The organism is Pantoea sp. SOD02 (genome assembly GCF_024707505.1).
Classification (GTDB): Bacteria; Pseudomonadota; Gammaproteobacteria; order Enterobacterales; family Enterobacteriaceae; genus Pantoea; species Pantoea symbiotica.
Window position 1 is genome coordinate 3,098,147 of the sequence record NZ_CP102604.1, and the last position, 15,611, is coordinate 3,113,757.

The 15,611-nt window shown below is 46.1% G+C and carries 13 protein-coding genes and 1 pseudogene; 9 read left to right on the forward strand and 5 right to left on the reverse strand.

What is annotated here, in order from left to right; all coding sequences use genetic code 11:
- The first annotated feature begins 23 nt into the window (after window positions 1–23).
- Window positions 24–833, forward strand: a complete 810-nt coding sequence (locus tag NR302_RS14420; RefSeq protein ID WP_258143779.1) for a DUF2971 domain-containing protein — start codon at window positions 24–26, stop codon at window positions 831–833.
- Between the two features lie 292 nt (window positions 834–1,125).
- Window positions 1,126–2,184 (forward strand): hypothetical protein, encoded by a 1,059-nt coding sequence (locus NR302_RS14425; RefSeq protein WP_258143780.1) that lies wholly within the window; start codon window positions 1,126–1,128, stop codon window positions 2,182–2,184.
- Between the two features lie 305 nt (window positions 2,185–2,489).
- On the opposite strand, the gene panB is transcribed toward NR302_RS14425, so the two are convergent.
- Together panB and NR302_RS14435 are read right to left on the reverse strand one after the other, a co-directional pair.
- Complete coding sequence (gene panB, locus NR302_RS14430) at window positions 2,490–3,290, reverse strand: 3-methyl-2-oxobutanoate hydroxymethyltransferase (protein ID WP_258143781.1); 801 nt, start codon at window positions 3,288–3,290, stop codon at window positions 2,490–2,492.
- A 190-nt stretch (window positions 3,291–3,480) separates the two neighbouring features.
- Window positions 3,481–4,095, reverse strand: a complete 615-nt coding sequence (locus NR302_RS14435; protein ID WP_258143782.1) for a LysE family translocator — start codon at window positions 4,093–4,095, stop codon at window positions 3,481–3,483.
- A gap of 182 nt (window positions 4,096–4,277) precedes the next feature.
- On the opposite strand from NR302_RS14435, the gene NR302_RS14440 reads away from it, so the two are divergent.
- Entirely contained in the window at window positions 4,278–4,730 is a 453-nt protein-coding gene (locus tag NR302_RS14440; protein ID WP_258143783.1) for an Lrp/AsnC family transcriptional regulator, read from the forward strand.
- Window positions 4,731–5,732: 1,002 nt separating this feature from the next.
- The gene (locus NR302_RS14445; RefSeq protein WP_097096367.1) at window positions 5,733–6,908 is read left to right on the forward strand and encodes a YaaC family protein; all 1,176 of its coding nucleotides are present in this window, start codon (window positions 5,733–5,735) and stop codon (window positions 6,906–6,908) included.
- 327 nt (window positions 6,909–7,235) lie between these two features.
- Here NR302_RS14445 and NR302_RS14450 read toward each other — a convergent pair whose 3' ends face one another.
- Both NR302_RS14450 and NR302_RS14455 read right to left on the reverse strand, forming a co-directional pair.
- Window positions 7,236–8,609, reverse strand: coding sequence for an FRG domain-containing protein (locus NR302_RS14450; protein WP_258143784.1), 1,374 nt, complete (start codon window positions 8,607–8,609; stop codon window positions 7,236–7,238).
- Between the two features lie 141 nt (window positions 8,610–8,750).
- Window positions 8,751–9,575 carry a hypothetical protein gene (locus tag NR302_RS14455; RefSeq protein WP_258143785.1) on the reverse strand — a complete coding sequence of 275 codons (825 nt, stop codon included), beginning with the start codon at window positions 9,573–9,575 and terminating at the stop codon, window positions 8,751–8,753.
- Window positions 9,576–9,726: 151 nt separating this feature from the next.
- Here NR302_RS14455 and NR302_RS14460 point away from each other — a divergent pair.
- The 3 genes and pseudogenes from NR302_RS14460 to NR302_RS14470 form a co-directional block, all read left to right on the forward strand.
- Window positions 9,727–10,719: pseudogene (locus NR302_RS14460) on the forward strand (primase-like DNA-binding domain-containing protein); the annotation flags it as partial.
- Between the two features lie 201 nt (window positions 10,720–10,920).
- Window positions 10,921–11,613 (forward strand): hypothetical protein, encoded by a 693-nt coding sequence (locus NR302_RS14465; protein WP_258143786.1) that lies wholly within the window; start codon window positions 10,921–10,923, stop codon window positions 11,611–11,613.
- Between the two features lie 244 nt (window positions 11,614–11,857).
- Window positions 11,858–12,712 carry a PA4780 family RIO1-like protein kinase gene (locus tag NR302_RS14470; protein ID WP_036647485.1) on the forward strand — a complete coding sequence of 285 codons (855 nt, stop codon included), beginning with the start codon at window positions 11,858–11,860 and terminating at the stop codon, window positions 12,710–12,712.
- Here NR302_RS14470 and NR302_RS14475 read toward each other — a convergent pair.
- On the reverse strand, window positions 12,679–13,596 hold the full coding sequence (locus tag NR302_RS14475) for a LysR family transcriptional regulator (protein WP_258143787.1): 918 nt from the start codon (window positions 13,594–13,596) through the stop codon (window positions 12,679–12,681). The two genes, NR302_RS14470 and NR302_RS14475, sit on opposite strands and share 34 nt — an antisense overlap.
- 106 nt (window positions 13,597–13,702) lie before the next feature.
- Here NR302_RS14475 and NR302_RS14480 point away from each other — a divergent pair, with 106 nt between their 5' ends.
- Both NR302_RS14480 and NR302_RS14485 read left to right on the forward strand, forming a co-directional pair.
- A complete protein-coding gene (locus tag NR302_RS14480) occupies window positions 13,703–15,022 on the forward strand; it encodes a serine hydrolase (protein ID WP_258143788.1) in 1,320 nt (439 codons plus the stop codon).
- A 183-nt stretch (window positions 15,023–15,205) separates the two neighbouring features.
- Window positions 15,206–15,562 carry a hypothetical protein gene (locus NR302_RS14485; RefSeq protein ID WP_008101580.1) on the forward strand — a complete coding sequence of 119 codons (357 nt, stop codon included), beginning with the start codon at window positions 15,206–15,208 and terminating at the stop codon, window positions 15,560–15,562.
- Window positions 15,563–15,611 lie beyond the last annotated feature (49 nt).

The following is a 15,611-nucleotide window of genomic DNA, read 5'->3' on the forward strand; positions in this document are numbered from 1 at the left end:
TCCCGGCAGAGGCTTACGCGAAAATGAAGGTTTATCATTACACTGACCTAAATGGACTTAAAGGCATTATTGAAAGTAATTCTCTGTGGGCAACCAATATTAATTTTCTCAACGATGAAGATGAAATGCATCATGGTATTTCCGCTTTTGAAAATACGCTTATTCACCTGAAGGATGATCTTAGCGATAAGAGCATAGGGATATTGCGTATAGCAATAGAAGGCCATCGCTTACATCAGGCAAGACATAATTATAATATTTCATTCTGCCAGAACCCTGATCTCCTCAGCCAGTGGCGCGGGTATGGCTCATCGCAGGGCGTGTGTCTTGAGTTTGACAGCGATGAGTTAATTGAAGCTTTGGATTTCGGAACATCCAGATTTTTTTCTGGCGATGTATTTTATACAAAGCCGGATTCGACATTAAAAGCAAAAGAGGAAATTCTCAAATTCCTGAACGATGCCGATTTCCTTGAACAAAAAAATAACTCAGCTATCCATGAATTTGTTGGTACATCCGAGCTGGTTAATAGCCTGACACCTTTTTTCAAGCATGAAAGTTTTCAGGAAGAATGCGAATACCGGATTGTCATACAGCCAGAAACGAAGTCAGACCAAGTATGTTTTCGTGTTAATGGACTCGGTCTTATACCGTATATCCAGATCAAGGCTAAACAAATCACGCCTCATACAGGGTTATTGCCACTGAGAAGCGTAAGGATTGGGCCATGCAAAAACCGGGATTTTTTGCTTGAAGGGATAGGTTTTTTACTTAACTGCAATGGATACTCAGATGTCGAATATTCATTCACTGAAACGCCTTTTCGGGCTTAGCCAGCAGCGCTAGACAGAATAACCTGAGCGTCCAAGTGCGGTGTAAAAAAACGTTAAACTTGGCGTCAGCCAGCATTTCTGCGACCGGCGGCAGCTGGCACCGGTCCGATCTGCCAGCAATTCAGGTGCTGGCCTCACAGCTGCAGGTATACGAATGCCAGCATTGGACACTAAACCTGTATGACCAGATTGGATTAATGAAAAGGCTTGTATTCACACACAATTTACATAGCCTCATACTATCACTGGTGTTAGAGTTTATTCGATGATCATATGCTGAGACGTTCCATTAATGACTCTTTCAACTGAAAACACATTCAGGGCAGTGTACCGGAATTTTAAAAATAGAAATCCATCATGCGATAATATAGATATATTGATAACTGTTTTGAATGCTGAATTAGGTATAGGTGGATATTCTGTTACTCCATCGGTCATAACCGGCATTAGAGATTTAAATGGATTCTGTGTTTGCTATAACAATCACAAAGCATTTATGCCGCAACGATCAGTATTCAACCACCCAAAGACAGTATTCGAATATATTGGTAATATCCTCAACGAAGCTGAAATTATCACGCCCAATTATATTGGCTATGGCGTTCTTGGGACGCTGGCTGATGGCATAAAAAATGCTTCCAACAAGGAGGATAAGCTGATGCTTGGGGAACGCGCCCTTACTGCCATGTTTCCGCCAGAAATCCTGTCACTTCTGGTAACAGAGCACTACCCTAAATTTTCGGCTTTAGAGCAGTGCATAGTACAGATCAGGGAAACAACCGAGGCTTACTGTCTCGGATTATATCGTTCTGCAATCACAACCTTACTACCCTGCATAGAAAATGCTATACGTGCATTAGGTGTTCAATTGAATATTAATCAGCCAGAAAACGTGGGGACGCAATTCTTCCTTAGTATTTATGATGCATGGCTAAAATATTATATTTACGATTATATGTATCGTGATTATGACTGGATGCCGCAATCAATCCGTGAGCGTAAGTTTTTTGGAGGGTTTGATGAGCGTTTTCAGATAGGCTTAAATGGTAGGAATTATTTTGAGAAGCATCTTTATCAGAGTTCTAAAAAAGATATTGGCTTAAGTAAGCTGAACAGACACAGTATTCTGCATGGGTTCATGGATGAATATCATACTAAAGGAAACTACTTAAGGCTGATAAATCTTCTGAATAACATCTGTTTTATGATGACGATTGCAGGTGAGTCTGTATCACTATTTCTTCCTGAGAAAACAGAAAAATATCAGGCTTTCTACGCGAACCTTACAGTGCAGGAGCGCGTTGGTTTAAATCGCGCAATGTTTCTAGACGCTAACAGCATTGCGCGTTAACTGGACAGAATAACCTGAGCGTCCAATATGGCGTGGTAAGAACGTTGCAGAGCATATTTACCATCGGTTCAGCTACTGACTGCGCGCCCGGCCGAAAGTTATGCCAGCATTTTTCAGTCTGTCCGTGTAGTTGGTGCAACCAGAATGCCAGCACTGGACAGAATAACTTGAACGTCTGCTATTGGCACAAAGCGGACTAACACGCGAGCCAATGTCCGCTATGAGCGATCAGCGGACGTCGGTGATTAGTCTCTTTAGCTAGATTACAGGTTTAAGCCGCTAATTTAAGAGGTCACATCTGTTACTTATTCTGAGTAGCAGTGCTCCGCAGACGGGAAGCTGCCGTCTTTGACGGCAGCAATGTAACTTTTTAATGCGCCCTGAATGTCATCCTGACCTTTCATAAAGTTTTTGACGAATTTCGGGGACCTGCCGGTGATGCTAAGGCCGAGCATGTCGTGCAGCACTAAAACCTGTCCATCTGTATCCGGGCCAGCGCCGATGCCGATGACGGGGACGGACACCGCCCCGCTAAGCGTTCTGCCCAGCGAAGCGGGGACGGCTTCAACCAGCACCATTGCCGCGCCAGCTTCTTCAAGCTTTTTCGCAGTGTCGACCAGTGCGGCCGCCTGATGGCTGTCACGTCCCTGCACTTTAAAACCGCCAAAAACGTTAACCGACTGAGGGGTGAGTCCAATATGGGCGCAAACCGGTATACCGTTACGCGTCAGCTGACGCACTGTGTCGCACAGCCACTCTCCACCTTCAATCTTGACCATCTGCGCACCGGCCTGCATTAACTGCGCGGAGCTATGCAGTGCCTGCTCAGGCGAGCAGCAGGTCATGAATGAAAGGTCGGCTATGATGAAGCCGCCGTTGTTTCCCCGCTTAACGCAGGCCGTGTGATAAACCATATCTTCCAGCCTGACCGGCAGGGTGCTGTCATGACCCTGTAGAATCATTCCCAGCGTATCGCCGATGAGAAGCATCTCAACGCCAGCCGTGCTCAGCTCGTGTGCAAACGTGGCGTCGTAGCATGTGAGCATGGTGATTTTCTCGCCGCGCTGCTTGAGGTTTTTCAGATGTGTCAGTGTGACTGATGACATGGTGTTCTCTGCTAATTCGTTACGTTGATGAGGGATGTTGCGGGGGCGATAATATCCGCTTTCGCAATGCTAACTGTATTGCTCGGTCTGCAAGACGCGATAAATCCCGGGCTGACGTTTCCATGACGTTGAATGTATTCATAGAGTTCCTGCAGCATGATGCGTTGTTACAAGCCTTTATGGCCAGGCGTCAGAGAAACTGCTCTGTCAGCAGTAGGGCCGCAATAATGATCATCAGGCTGCCCGAAATCCGGCTGACGTTCAGTGCGGCGCGCGGTCGCGTTTTAAGCACCGTGCCGGAGCCATACCCCACAAGCAGGTAGATCGCGCCGCAGCTGATTACATGCACCAGCCCCAACGCGATCATCTGCATTGGAAGCGGCCAGGTAGCGTGGACGTCAGTGAACTGGGGCAGCAGGGCTAGAAACAACAGAAAAACCTTCGGATTAAGTCCACTTATGCAAAAGCCCTTAAGCGCCCATTTCAGTGGCGAACCTGCATCATCATTCTGCCCCGCCGCTGGCGCTGTTGGATGGCGCAGCATGCCGAGGCCGAGCCAGAGCAGATAGGCCGCCCCGGCTACGTTCAGGAGCGTCAGTACGCCCGGTGTGCCTGCAATGACTGAGCCGACCCCCGCAGCCACTATTAGTGTTGCAATTAGATGGCCGCTCAGCATGCCGGTAACCGCCGGCACAACGCGGCGTCCCCGGATGCCGGCTGAAATGACGTAAGCCCAGTCGGCGCCGGGCGTGATTACGAAAAGCACGGAAACAGCCCAGAAGGCGGCGAACATACTCAGTGACATGTGTCGTTATCCTCATTGACCTCATCTCTTAACGGCCATTTATCAGTGCCTGAAACTTGCATGTAGGGGAAACTTTTACCTGACAAATACTTTTAAAAGTTGAAGAAAGAATATCTCTTATTATGCGGAATGTGCTTTCATTTATAGCTTAGAAACGAAGGCATTACGGGAGGTTTTCAGTAATGAACAGAATAGACTGCAATATTCTTGCAGAACTACAGAAGGACGGGCGGCTTTCGCTCACTGACTTGGCGGAACGGGTGGGGATCAGCCTGTCATCATGCCAGCGCCGGGTCAGAGCCCTTGAGCAGGAAGGGGTAATCACCGGCTACCGGGCGCATCTGGATCCGGCAAGATTCGGGCTGAACTTTTCAGCCATAGTTTTCGTTACCCTGCGCGAAGGGGACCGAAAGGCGGTCAGTGCTTTCGAGGAGGCAGTAAAGGAGATACCGCAAATTATTCAGGCGCAGCGACTGTTTGGCGATCCGGATTATCTGCTTCATGTTATCACCCGTGACCTGCCGGCTTTTCAGGAGCTGTACGATGAAAAACTCTCTGGTATGTCAGGCGTGCAGCGGCTTACCTCAACACTGGTTATGAAAACGGTTGTGAAAGATCGCGCGCTGCCTGTCTGAGGTTTGTGCAAGGCTTCCGCCATTCGATATTTTCAAAAAATTTTTGGCATGGAGAAAATGTTGTGTTGAGGATCTGTACAAAATGTCGAACTTCCGCTTATGGCACTGAGCGGACTGTCACGCAGAGTTAATCTCACATGCTCCCGGTGGTGGGAGGTGCTCATACCATTATTTGTAAGCTCGACTTTGTGCTCGCTCGTCAGCAGGCAAGCCGTTGTCGCGGCGCGGCGCGGCGCGGCGCGGCGCGGCGCGGCGCGGCGCGGCGCGGCAGATTTTGTTTCAAAGAGAAAGTGGCTTCTCAAGAATAAAGATCTAATTACTATTACTAAGTAGCCCCGATATTGTTTTAGGCGCTATATTCAAGTCATAGTGAAAATATAAATGACTGTTTTAAGCGAGTAGCTGACTAATCTGTAAACACAGTAAGGGACTTATGATGAAATCATTTACAGAAATGTTTCCTATTTGATGGAGCTTATCGGACCTGTTTAGCTGAGACTTTACTTCTTACTGTAGCTATGGGACAGAAAACGTATAATGAACGCAAGTTGTGATCGTACTGGCTTCCACTTTTACCCCTATGGCAGTAATATAATGAAACATAAACCAGTATTGGTACAACAACTGGCTGAAGATCCTTGGACTTACCTGCTCAACAAGAGAACCCTGCATTATTTTAACGTTAACTAATGGAGAAGCACGTGGTAATCACTGTTTATTCAAATAAAATTAAAATAGAGTTGAACAAAGAGCAATTAGAAAGATTATATCTTAAAAATGTGTCAGGTAACTTAGATAGTTTTCGAGGATTAGTACATGAAGATGCAAAATGCCCTGTTTTCAACGTGAAATGCGCATATTATGTATCGGAAGGCTATTCGAAGATAACTGGTGAAAAAGTTAAGTAGGTGTTTTTTTGCACTTAAGGATAAGTCATGATCATATAAAACCAATTAGCTTGTTTGTTTCTTCAAATTACACAGTTACGTACTGAGGTGGTATATGTCAATTATACAAATAAGGAAGTATCTTAATGGTTTCCCGTTATTCTCCATGGATTATAATAAATTAAAAATTGGGTCAGGTGAAAAAATAATTATTTCTGACATATGGGCTTTTTGGGACTATATCTTGAAACGTTACATCGAGAAAACAACCAAAACGACTACTGATAAACTAAAAAAAGAAAAAGTACTATTTTCTTTTCTAGAGCAGGCAAAAAACTTTTACGAGTCAGCAGAAAATAGCCCGGTAAAATCCCAGCCGTTATTATATTACTATGCATTTCTTAACCTCTCAAAAATCGCAATAAACATTTCTAGGTCGGACAATATTTTATTTAAGGGATATACACATGGTATTTCTGAAGATTATCAGAGTGAATTTTCTAAATCGAGCGTAACCATAAAAACAAGTAATAACGGTGATATTCAAGTTGCCCATGAGATGTTGCGTCTTTTTGATTTATCGAAAGCTCCGCCCTATAATTTTGGACCGAAAAATTTAAATATCAGAGATATACTATCACATTGCATAGGCATACACAGGTCATATAGTGAAATATATAAAAAACCGGAGTTTTTTATTAAAATCATTGACCACACATTATTTAGAAAAGGTAAAACATTATATTTCCGTGGAGACTTGGGGTGCTTAAGTGAGACAGATGCAGAAAAATTAGTTAAGGCTGGATATAACATCATAAAGTTTGAGGATGATATCTGCTATTCACCAAGCATACAAAATGGTTCTAATGTTCATTGGAGTTTAGATACCGGGGTAATTTACCCAAACTTTAAAAATGGACATTATTATTACTTTTGTTCAATCACTATGCGCTATTCTAAAGATCCTACTCACTCAGAATATTACAACCTTTCCAAGGAGATAAGAAAAGATGGAGTTTGGTACTACATTGGCTCAAATGGTTATACACTTTATATATCGAAATGTATGGACCCGTCATTCAGATATAGTCAGGAATCCATCATTTATATGATGATGTTTTATCTTGGCTCTATCACAAGATATCGCCCACACCTCTTTGATAGCTTGTTTTCAAATAAAGAACAATGGTTGGTGAGTGAATTTTTGAAAACACAACCTAAGCAATATCTATATTTATTAACAGCTCAAATTTTAGGACAACAAGTGACAAAGGCATACGCGATGTTCTAATTTATAGTGATTTTAATTACAAGCTGTTCTTTTCTTCCTGGACAGCTTAATTTCAATAAGCAATCACTAAATAAATTGCAAACACCTCAGATTATTTTAGAACTCTGATCTAAGCCGCTGTAGCGATTGTGATTTCCGCTTTTGGCACAGAGCAAACAAGATACTCGCTCTAAAGGTCCGCGATAAGCGATAAGCGATAAGCGATAAGCGATAAGCGATAAGCGAACATTAGCAGTACTGGAGTATCGTTCTCAAGGTGTCCCATCAATAAAAAATTATGAATCGGCATGGGGATAATCTAGATATTTCCTTGCCAGTTTGAGCACGCTAGTAAGGCTCCCCCCATGTAGCCAATGTATCAGAGGTCGGGTCAATACCTTTCTGAACATATAAATCTGAACCAATATCTTCTAATAGCCTGTTCCGCAGCGAATAATCAATCCGGCCAAGTAGGGATATATTGTCAATATGATCTGAACCACACTTGCAGTTTTCTTCATGAATAACACGCTTCCAATAGCCGTTATCATCGATTCGATAGTGCATCCCAAAGAAGCGCCCAATACCCATAATGCGCAAACCCGGATGATCAATACCATATTCAAATACACATACAATATTTACAGGCATTTTTACTATTCCCACGCCCTTCCCATATTTTGTACCCATACCATGGTAAACAAGCCCATCAAGTTCAATTGATATCTCATTATATTTTTCTAGCAGCTTGTTGATTTCTGGAAGAGTAAAACAAGGATCACTTGCACCATGATATAGGGCTCCCCCACATAGAATCTGAACTATTTGTGAAGTGATAATTGTCTGACAGTCTGGAGGCGGGGGAAGGTCCCTAGTCCAAAAGGGTCTATACATTGCGCTACTTGAAGGCATGTGCTTTTGAAGGTGACAAGCATACTCAGGTAACTCCAATGATCTCTTGAATGCCTCAAGCCCTTCATTCGAAAGATGTCGCATCTTCACCCATGGCATTGATAAAAGTTCACGATACACAGGATCCTCAGATGGGTCTGGAAATAGCCAGCCAGCACTATACCCCTCCGCAAATTTACGCAGGACTTCTGCTGGAGCGCTGATATGACAAATAATACAGTCTCCGTCTAATCCTTCCCGAACTAAAGGCCCAACCATGTACGCATCCTGTCGTACATACCTCGGAGCGCCATGATCTGTCGCAATTTCGGATAGATGAACAGCCTGAAGTTCGTATTGCCTTAGTAACTTCTGGCTTATTAGGTAAAGGTGGCCAATGTCTTCGGATGGAACAAACCAAGCATTCAGAGTACGCAGCCAAACAGGATCTTCAAAGCAATCCTCTACCAAATTAACCACATATTTAGAATCAAACTTATTACATGCAAACCAAGCAGCGACACGCGGATCTCCACTAGCATCAAGGAAAAAGGAACGAAAGCCATAATGCTGAAGGATTGCTTGGTTGGTTGCACTATCGCCGGTATCATTCCAGCCGCGTACTAAGTGTTGTAAGGCTTTCTTTGCATAATATGTCCATATAATCATCAGGTCGGGTATGCATCCATGACGCTGAAATGACGTAGGCATTGAGGGTGACCCATCTGAAGAGAGGTAATGATGAGTCTGTCCTCTGTAGAGAACTCCTGGCCCATATTGTTTAATAGTTAACTTGAGTTCTTCGAGCGTCTCGCAGTGACAATGTTCCATCCCACCTCCCCGTTCGTATTAATCAAGGGACTTATAGCCCCATTAATTAGTCCACGTTCCAACTTTTTAATGGACAAATAAATGCTTTCGACCCAAATTCAGTGTGCCATTACATTCATTCATCCTTAAGTTGAACGGTATCTATTCGTCTACCATCATCTTTTGATAGGTACAACCTCGTCTGATAGAAGCCTCTTGGATTGTCAATTTTGGGCCCAACTCAATCTGTAGCGCGTGCATTCTCAGACCAAAGAAATCAAAATGCTGAAGATCTGTCTTTAACTCGTCAATTAATACGGATTTATAAGCATTTGCATCAAATCCCTGGAACATTACTCCAGCATTATCCAATGCGGTAAAAACTCTTGAAACTGCAGAATTGAATATCGGCAATAAGTCCAAATACACTTGCTTTGTGGGATATCGATCTTTTTTTGTTTTTTCCCACACTTTTTCGAAGGCAAGACTATTTTCCAAAGAGACGAATCTGGCTAATGCATTTGCTTTACCCATTGGGTTTAAGTAGCCCGATATATAACGTGGATCTAAGCGACTGTACACATCTTCTAACTTTATCAGATGCATCATCGGAGGGGGGTTACCGCCTGTCGTTCGATGCCTAGCAATTAAATATTCAGCCCCAATTAGGCGCTCTGGCTCCCCATCCAACCAAATAGTCTGGAGAAAACTATGGAACAGAGGATGATCACGGTGATGAAGAGCATTTCGAATAGAAATTAGGAGACTTGTATCAGGATGTTCATGAAAGTCAAACATTGCCTGTGATACATCATATAACGTATGAAAACCCTCAAGAATTTGCTCGAATGCTCGATCAAGGTTGTGGATAGCCTCTTCGTGGTCGATTGCTGCCAATTCTCGATATTTAGAGAAGGCTTCCCCATAGAGTCGCATGTTGTTAGCAAAACGCCCAAGAGCATTAGTAATAATTGATACATCGCCCATATAAGCCCTCAGCCTAGGAGTGTTTATTAACTATTATTGTGAGCCTTTGATTGGATTGAACAATTCTATAGTGGTGCACTGAACTTAGCTATCAAATCAGAGCTGGGGAATGCCCGCTTTTGGCACTAAGCTGACAGTCGCCTATATAAACCCTGCAGAAGGTGAAACACTGCAAACTTAGGCGTCAATTTTCTGGGAGTGACTAGACCGCGCCACCAGAGGTAACGCGGAAAAACGCAACATTATCCTGGCTGCACTGTTTATGGTTTTGGCAAACCGTTGCGACTGGCAGCTGTTTCTGAAAGTCACCGGACCCGGCAGCAACGGCAAAAGCATTATGGCGGAAATCGCCACCATGCTGGCCTGTGCGGACAACGCCGTGTCAGCCTCCATCGAAACGTTGGAATCATCCCGTGAGCACGCGGCGGTGATTGGCTACTCGCTTATAAGGCTGCCCGACCAAAAGAAATGGAGCGGCGACGGCGCTGGCCTGAAGGCCATTACCGTGGGCGATGCGGTGTCAGTCGATCCGAAATACCGGGATGCCTACTCAACGCATATCCCGGCGGTGATACTGGCAGTGAATAACAATCCGATGCGCTTCACTGACCGCAGCGGCGGAGTATCACGCCGCCGGGTAATCCTGCACTTTCCTGAGATTATCCCACCAAACGAACGCGATCCCCAGCTGAAGGAAAAAATCAGCGGCGAGCTGGCCGTTATCTTACGTCAGCTGATGCAACAGTTCAGCCAGCCACAGGACGCCAGAGTATTGCTTAGGTCACAGCAGAACTCAGATGAAGCCATGCGCATCAAGTGCGACGCCGATCCAATGGTGGATTTCTGCGGCTACCTGTTCACCACACCGGAACCGAATGGGCTCTATATGGGAAATGCCAGCATCAGGCCGCTCCAGCCTTAGCGCTACCTCTACCACGCTTATCTGGCCTACATGGAGGCCAACGGTTACAAGAACCCACTCAGCATGAAGATGTTCGGCCTGTCACTTGAGAGCATCATGAGGGAGTAAGGGCATCACTACCTGAAGCGGCGCACAAAATCAGGAATGCAAACCAACCTCGATCTCACAGAAGAAAGCAGCAGCGACTGGTTGCCGAAGTGCGATGATCCCACAGCAGCATGACTAACCAGAACCGGCGAAAGCCGGTTTTTTTACGACCATACTTCACCAGCGGTGAAACATAACTCTCAATATTCACAGACCATTCACCATCTAATGCATTGTTATTATTTGCAAAAGACACAAGGTGAACAGTGTGAAGGATAAATTTAAAAAACTTTTTTCACGTAATATTAAATGATGATTTTCGTAGAAGGGATTTAAATGGAAGCAACAAAAAAATTCATCTTAGATGGTTTAGCGGACTTTGGTTTAAGCGATCTACCAGGAAGGCCTTACGACAGTGCGTTCGAACTTTTAGCATCCCCTCCAGTTAGAAAGCGCGTGATAATGATGGGATTCAATGGCTCCCTCGCAAACGCTCACATCACCAACGCGCAATCCATTGAGAAAGATTTCGAGTCCCCCACCATCTCTAATGTTCAGAACGGAATCGAGGGTGCCTGGGGAATAACTCACCTCGCGAAGCGGTTGCAACAAATCCCTGTAGGGCTTGGTTATGATTGGCAGGATGTCGTTTACACTAATGCTATTATGATGTGCTCCCAAAATGCAGCATCCATACAAAAGGAAGCATTGAAGCAGAATCTATCCGTTGAGCAACTGGTGAAAAACTCAATGGGCTTCTTCGAGAATGTAACGCTACAGCTTTGCAACCCAGAGGTGATTATCGCTTATAGCAATGGGCTGACCTCACTGTCCGCCGCCAGTTTGTTGCTCAAATATTTTGGAGAGGCAGGTACGTTGAAGTATTCCCATCCTAAAGGGTATTACACCACATACGCCTTTTATGCTAAATTCCACACCCACCGGGTTCCGGTTGTGTGCGTGCGGCATATGTCGAGGTTTAAACCTCATGAAGAGTATATTAAATCAGCTATTTCGCTGATGAGATAAGATGGCCCAATTTCGAGTTTTGACCTGTTACTTTCCTGAATTGGTATACGTTTAGGTATACGACGGAAACTTGAATTGAATAAAACATTTTATTTTCATAAGGTTATTTTGCTTTTTCAGACTCCGCCAGCCCACCAAAATTCTCCATCGATGATTACCAGAGTCATTCGATGAAGTCCTAAGAGCCCGTATGGCGCAAGCCTTACGGGCTTTTTTGTATCTGGACTCTTTCAAGGCGACTCGCATGAAAATCCCAAACCGACTCCAGCCTCTCGTCGATGATGGCCTGGTAGATGAAGTACTACAGAGACTAAGAAGCGGCAAAGAAGCTGACGTTTATACCGTGTTAACGGGCGGCAAAATCCAATGTGCCAAAGTGTACAAGGACGCCACGCAACGAAGTTTTAAGCAGGCCGTGCATTATCAGGAAGGACGTAAAGTCCGTAACAGCCGCAATTCACGTGCGATGCAAAAAGGGTCGAAATTCGGGCGTAAGCAGCAAGAAGAGACCTGGCAAAGCGCCGAAGTTGATGCGTTATTCCGCCTGGCAAATGCCGGCGTACGCGTCCCGCAGCCCTACATTTGCATCGACGGCGTATTGTTGATGGAGCTGGTCACAGATGCAGAAGGCTTGGTTGCGCCACGCCTGAGCGATGTGTTCCTCTCCGAAGAGAACGCAATGAAAGATTTCGATACGATGATCCGCAATATCGTGCGCATGCTGTGCGCCGGTATTGTTCATGGCGATCTGTCGGAATTCAACGTGCTGCAGGATGCCAACGGACCGGTCATTATCGACTTGCCGCAAGCTGTCGATGCCGCCGCAAACAACCATGCGGAATCAATGTTTGAGCGCGATGTGAATAACATCACCGCCTATTACGGGCAATACGCTCCGCAGATTTTGCAAACGCGCTATGCGAAAGAGATCTGGCAGTTATATGAAGACGGAAAGCTGACGCCAGAAACGCCGCTTACCGGTCTCTTCGTAGAAGAGTTGCATGAAGTGGATATGAATTCTCTGATGGATGAGATCATCGCCGCCGAAGATGAGTTCTACGATCGTCAGCGCGCCGCTAAAGAACGCGATGAAGAGTAGATGCGGCTCCACAGCTCGGGCAGGCTGGCAATAAACGCTTCGGCTATCGCATGTTTATTGCCCCCCGGATTCCATAACGTTACCAGCGTAACATTCAATCCCTGATTGCCAACTTCGGTGGGCAATAGTTGCACATTGCGCCACTGCTGAGCCTGAAAATGCATCGGCAGGAATCCCCAACCCGCACCACTTTCCAGCAAATGTTGCAGGATGGCGCGATCGTTAACGAACAGGGATTTGCCAGAAATTTGCAGGCGTCGGCTAATCTGTTCATCGTGGTGTGGATGCATAACCAACTGCGGAATCAGTGACAGATTGAGCAGCGTCACCGGCCGCGGCTGATCGCGAAACAGCGTGCGGGCGGCGAAAAAATTAAGTTCGATGGTGCCCAGCGCCTGCCATTCCATCTCATTTCCCAGCGTACGATGTTGCGCCTGGCAGATAGCAACATGCGCCGTCCCATTTTTGAGCGCCGCTTCAGCCTCTTCACGCGTAGCGCTCCATGCGTTAAAACGGATGTTCTTCTCAGCCATGTATTCAATTACAGCGTGAAGAAAAGCGTGCGGAACGAAAGGATCGTAAACCAGCACCAGTTCCTGCTCGACGGCAACAGGCAATGCACGCGCGTAGGATTCAAATGCCTGCGCCTGACGCAGAAAAAGATGCGCCTGACGATGCAGCTGTTGGCCTTTCTCATTCAGCAGCAACCTGCGCCCTTCCCGTAAGAAAAGCGTGTAACCCAACGCATCTTCAAGATAATCCAGCAAGTCACGCACCGTGGTGCGATCCTTCCCCAGCAACAGGGCAGCTTTCGAGACGCTGCCGGTTTCAGCAATCGTGGCAAAGGCTTCAATTTGCGAAAAAGAGTAGCGCAACGCGGTCATAGCAGACTCCATAATTTAGAGGGTTTTTCCCCCATTGAGTGATTTTATCAGGGGATTAACCATTCATATACTGTTGCTTATTCACTCCTCACGCGCAGAGAAAAAAATGCATAAACGTCTTTTACAACCGATCCTGTTGGCTGCATCGTTAAGCGCGATCGCCCTTTCCTTCTCCTCGCACTCCTTAGCGACGGAAACACAGAATTGCGGTGGCGTAATGCTGCAATCTTGCCCGCAGCCTTTTGATAAAAAGCTGCCGAATCCGCATCAGATGCTGAGCTGGAGCCAGGCCGATCGCGTGGTGGGATTCCGCAATGATTACCGCAACTACGCGGGCGATGTATTTCATCATGGCGATTCAACGCCATTGAAAGCCGCCAGCAAGCCGCTGACCGATGCTTCTTACACCTTTAACGGCGAACGCTATTCATTGTCCGATTACCTGAAACGGGAAAATGTCAGCGGCATGCTGGTGCTAAAGAACGGGAAAATTGCCTATAAATATCTCGGCGAAGGCAACACCGACCAGACATTATGGACGTCTCGTTCAGTGGGCAAATCGGTCGTTTCCACGCTGGTAGGCATTGCTATCAAGCAAGGTAAAATCCATTCACTTGACGATCGGGTGACGGATTACGAACCAGAACTCAAAGGCACCGCCTGGGATGGCGTCACGCTGAAACAATTGATCCAGCACACTTCCGGTGTCGCCTGGAACGAGGATTACACCAATCCCAACTCTGACTTTGCACATCTGACGCAGTGTGAAGCGCGCCCTGGCACCTACGATTGCGTGCGCAATATCATCAAACAGCTGCATCGAGCACATCCGGCGGGAGAATTCTGGTCGTACTCATCTGGCGGTGCATGGTTGCTCGGCGATGTGCTGGAGAAAGCCACCGGCATGTCAATAGCCTCCTGGCTGGAGCAATCCATCTGGAAGCCTTACGGCATGGCCAGCGATGGCGTATGGCATGCCTACACCAAAGGCCAGCACGACGTGGGCGCGCATGGCTTTAATGCCACGCTGGAAGATTGGGGCCGCTTCGGTTTGTTCATCATGAATGATGGTCGTTTGCCAAATGGTCAGCAGATGTTGCCCGATAACTGGCTGAATGATGCATCCAACTGGACGCAGGCGCGCAACTCGGTATCCGCCGCTCATCCTGAAGGCACTTATGGCTATCAATGGTGGAACAACGCGGTTGCTGCCAATGCGCAACATGTCGCTCCAACCGCCGATAAATCGTTGAAAAATTCCCTATGGGCGCTAGGAATTTATGGTCAGGTGATTATGGTGAACCGTGCTGAAAATCTGGTGATCGTGCAATGGTCAACCTGGCCGGAAGCGGAACCTAAGATGAATGCTCAGCCACTTGAAGCGGCGTTAATGTATAGCGCGATTGCGCAGCAGCTGGCAGATTAATGCTGCGGGGGCCACCGTTAAGGTGGCTCTCATCTCTTCCTGCAACAACCTAAAATGCTATCTGGTGTCGATTTAACCAACGAAACTAGACCTTTTTCATTCCTGGTTTATTCTTAAATCTTTCCATCCCGGCCTATGCCAGGATGAATACCTGAGACGACATATTTCATGAAAGAGGGAATTATGAAAAAGACCATTATTGCACTGTCAGCCATTCTGATGGCTTCTTCGGCTTTTGCCGCGACCACACATGCAACTGATGAGACTGTCGCTAACGCGCAGGCCGGTGCTAACACCGCTAAAGAAAAACTGCATCAGGCGCAGAACGAAGGTAAAGAGCAGCAACTCAAAGCCAAGCATGCCGCTGAAGGTAAAAGCGACAGCATGACCAGCAAAGCCAGCGAAGGTACGCAGAAAGCCTGGAACAAAACCAAAGAAGGTTCTGAGAAAGGTTGGGATGCCACCAAAGAAGGCACGCAGAAAGGCTGGAATAAAACCAAAGAAGGTGCCAGCGATCTGAAGAAGAAAGTGACTGAATAAACTATTAAAGTAGTTAATTATGTAAAAGGCTGTGAATTCAGCCTTTTAC

Bases quoted from the DNA above. Each gene is read 5' to 3' on its own strand.
- NR302_RS14420 (WP_258143779.1), top strand. From the start codon at position 24: ATGAAGGTTTATCATTACACTGACCTAAATGGACTTAAAGGCATTATT.
- NR302_RS14425 (WP_258143780.1), top strand. From the start codon at position 1,126: ATGACTCTTTCAACTGAAAACACATTCAGGGCAGTGTACCGGAATTTT.
- panB (WP_258143781.1), bottom strand. From the start codon at position 3,290: ATGTCATCAGTCACACTGACACATCTGAAAAACCTCAAGCAGCGCGGC.
- NR302_RS14435 (WP_258143782.1), bottom strand. From the start codon at position 4,095: ATGTCACTGAGTATGTTCGCCGCCTTCTGGGCTGTTTCCGTGCTTTTC.
- NR302_RS14440 (WP_258143783.1), top strand. From the start codon at position 4,278: ATGAACAGAATAGACTGCAATATTCTTGCAGAACTACAGAAGGACGGG.
- NR302_RS14445 (WP_097096367.1), top strand. From the start codon at position 5,733: ATGTCAATTATACAAATAAGGAAGTATCTTAATGGTTTCCCGTTATTC.
- NR302_RS14450 (WP_258143784.1), bottom strand. From the start codon at position 8,609: ATGGAACATTGTCACTGCGAGACGCTCGAAGAACTCAAGTTAACTATT.
- NR302_RS14455 (WP_258143785.1), bottom strand. From the start codon at position 9,575: ATGGGCGATGTATCAATTATTACTAATGCTCTTGGGCGTTTTGCTAAC.
- NR302_RS14465 (WP_258143786.1), top strand. From the start codon at position 10,921: ATGGAAGCAACAAAAAAATTCATCTTAGATGGTTTAGCGGACTTTGGT.
- NR302_RS14470 (WP_036647485.1), top strand. From the start codon at position 11,858: ATGAAAATCCCAAACCGACTCCAGCCTCTCGTCGATGATGGCCTGGTA.
- NR302_RS14475 (WP_258143787.1), bottom strand. From the start codon at position 13,596: ATGACCGCGTTGCGCTACTCTTTTTCGCAAATTGAAGCCTTTGCCACG.
- NR302_RS14480 (WP_258143788.1), top strand. From the start codon at position 13,703: ATGCATAAACGTCTTTTACAACCGATCCTGTTGGCTGCATCGTTAAGC.
- NR302_RS14485 (WP_008101580.1), top strand. From the start codon at position 15,206: ATGAAAAAGACCATTATTGCACTGTCAGCCATTCTGATGGCTTCTTCG.